Genomic DNA, 2,401 nt, shown 5'->3' with positions numbered 1-2,401 from the left:
GCCGCCCGACGCGGGCCAGGCGCCCCCGGCACCCGTGCCAGGCGCTCCGGCATGAGTCGCAGCCAAGATCGCGCGAAGGCGCAGGCGACGAGCCCCCCCGCAGGCGCCCCGCACTCCGCCAAGGTGCGCCGCACGCGCAAGGCCATCGCCGACGACGGACTGCGCAGCGCCTCCTTCGTCTTCCGGCACAGGGTGGGCAACGGCGTCATCCTGCTCGTCCTGGTGCTGGCGGCGGCCCAGCTCTTCATGCTTCAGGTGCCGCGTGCCGAGGGACTGCGCGCGGAGGCGGCGAGTCAGCTCAAGGTCACCGACGTCGAAAAGGCACTGCGCGGAAGCATCGTCGATCGCAACGACGACAAACTGGCCTTCACCACCGAGGCGCGCGCGTTGACGTTTCAGCCGGTCAGGGTCCAGAAGCAGCTGGTCGAGGCCCAGGCGAAGTCGCCACAGGCGCCCGAGCCCGCCAAGCGGCTGCGCGAGATCGCCAAGGGTGTGGCGGGGCTGTTGAACAACCGGCCCGACGCCGACACCGTCTACAAGAAGCTCGTCGGGAAGGATTCCTTCGTCTACCTCGCGCGGGCGGTCGACCCGGCGATCGCCGATGCCATCACCACGAAGTACCCCGAGGTGGGCGCAGAGCGCCAGGACATCCGGCAGTACCCAGGCGGGTCCCTTGCCGCGAACATCGTCGGCGGCATCGACTGGGACGGCCACGGGCTGCTGGGCCTCGAGGACTCGCTCGACTCCAAGCTTTCGGGCACCGACGGATCGCTGACGTATGACCGTGGTTCTGACGGCGTGGTGATTCCCGGCAGTTACCGCAACAGGCACGACGCGGCCAACGGCTCGACGATCCAGCTCACCCTCGACGACGACATCCAGTTCTACGTCCAGCAACAGGTCCAGCAGGCAAAGAACCTTTCCGGAGCCAAGAACGTCTCCGCGGTGGTGCTCGACTCCAAAACCGGTGAAGTCCTTGCGATGTCGAACGACAACACGTTCGACCCGAGCCAGGACGTCGGCAGGCAGCAGGACCGCGAGCTCGGCAACCTCTCGGTGACGTCGCCGTTCGAGCCGGGCTCGGTGAACAAGATCATCACGGCGTCCTCGGCCATCGAGTTCGGTCTCACGAACCCCGACGAGGTGCTTCAGGTACCCGGCTCCATCGACATGGGCGGGGTGACCGTGCACGACGCGTGGTCCCACGGTGTGATGCCGTACACCACCACCGGCGTCTTCGGTAAGTCCTCGAACGTCGGCACGCTGATGCTGGCGCAGCGCGTCGGCCCGGATCGGTGGGCCGACATGGCCGCCAAGTTCGGTCTCGGGCAGCGCTCCGGTGTTGGACTGCCAGGCGAAAGCTCGGGTCTGGTCCCGCCGGTCGACCAGTGGTCGGGCAGCTCATTCGCGAACCTGCCCATCGGACAGGGCCTTTCGATGACGCTGCTGCAAATGACCGGGATGTATCAGGCGATCGCCAACGACGGAGTCCGCATCCCGCCGCGGATCATCAAGTCCACCATCGCCTCTGATGGCACCCACGCCGACGAGCCTCGGCCGGATGGTGTCCGCGTGGTGTCGCCGGCGACGGCGCAGACCGTGCGGAACATGTTGCGGGCCACCATTCAACACGATCCCACGGGTGTGCAGCAGGGTACCGGCTCCGGGGCGGCGGTCGACGGGTATCAGCTCGCAGGCAAGACCGGTACCGCACAACAGATCAACCCTGGCTGCGGGTGCTACTACGACGACGTCTACTGGATCACGTTCGCCGCCATGGTGCCTGCGGACAATCCGCGTTACGTCGTCGGAGTGATGATGGACAACCCGCACCGCACGGCGGACGGCTCTCCGGGAACGACGGCAGCACCGCTGATCCACAACATCGCGGCCTGGCTCCTGCAGCGCGAGAACGTGCCGCTGTCGCCGGACCCTGGTGCGCCACTCGTCCTGCAGGGTTGAGAGAGGGACGGCTCCCGACGGGCCGGTAGGGTGTCATGGCCATGAACTTGCGTCCCTCGCGTCCTGCCGGTGAAGGCGTAGCCGCGTTGGCCGAGCGCGTACGAGCCGTTCCGGTGGTGGCTTCTACCGGAGCGGATTGGGCGCGGGTTCGGGTCACCGGCGTGACGTTGCGAAGCCAGGACGTCCACCAGGGCGATCTGTTCGCCGCCCTGCCTGGTGCGTCGTCGCACGGCGCCCGATTCGCCGCGGACGCGGTGCGACTTGGGGCCGTTGCGGTGCTCACCGACCAGGCCGGGGCGGCGGCCATGGCAGGCATTGACGTGCCCGTGCTGGTGCACCCAGCTCCGAGGGCGGTCCTCGGCGAGCTGGCCGCTGGGGTCTACGGGCGGCCGTCGGAGCGCGTCCGCGTGATCGGCGTGACGGGTACCTCGGGCAAGAC

The 2,401-nt window shown here is 68.2% G+C and carries 2 protein-coding genes; both read left to right on the top strand.

The window, feature by feature from the left end; translation table 11 throughout:
• The first annotated feature begins 51 nt into the window (after positions 1–51).
• Complete coding sequence (locus ACRDUX_RS38130; protein WP_526422292.1) at positions 52–1,962, top strand: peptidoglycan D,D-transpeptidase FtsI family protein; 1,911 nt, start codon at positions 52–54, stop codon at positions 1,960–1,962.
• A 35-nt stretch (positions 1,963–1,997) separates the two neighbouring features.
• The coding region (locus tag ACRDUX_RS38125; RefSeq protein ID WP_526422290.1) for a Mur ligase domain-containing protein at positions 1,998–2,401 on the top strand (404 nt) is incomplete at its 3' end.

The sequence above is a fragment of the Mycobacterium sp. genome, assembly GCF_050701675.1.
Taxonomy (GTDB): Bacteria; Actinomycetota; Actinomycetes; order Mycobacteriales; family Mycobacteriaceae; genus Mycobacterium.
The sequence above is the reverse complement of the archived record's forward strand: the minus strand, read 5'-3'. Positions and strand labels throughout refer to the sequence as shown.

Excerpts from the sequence above, each read along its gene's own strand:
- ACRDUX_RS38130 (WP_526422292.1), top strand. The coding sequence starts at position 52 with ATGAGTCGCAGCCAAGATCGCGCGAAGGCGCAGGCGACGAGCCCCCCC.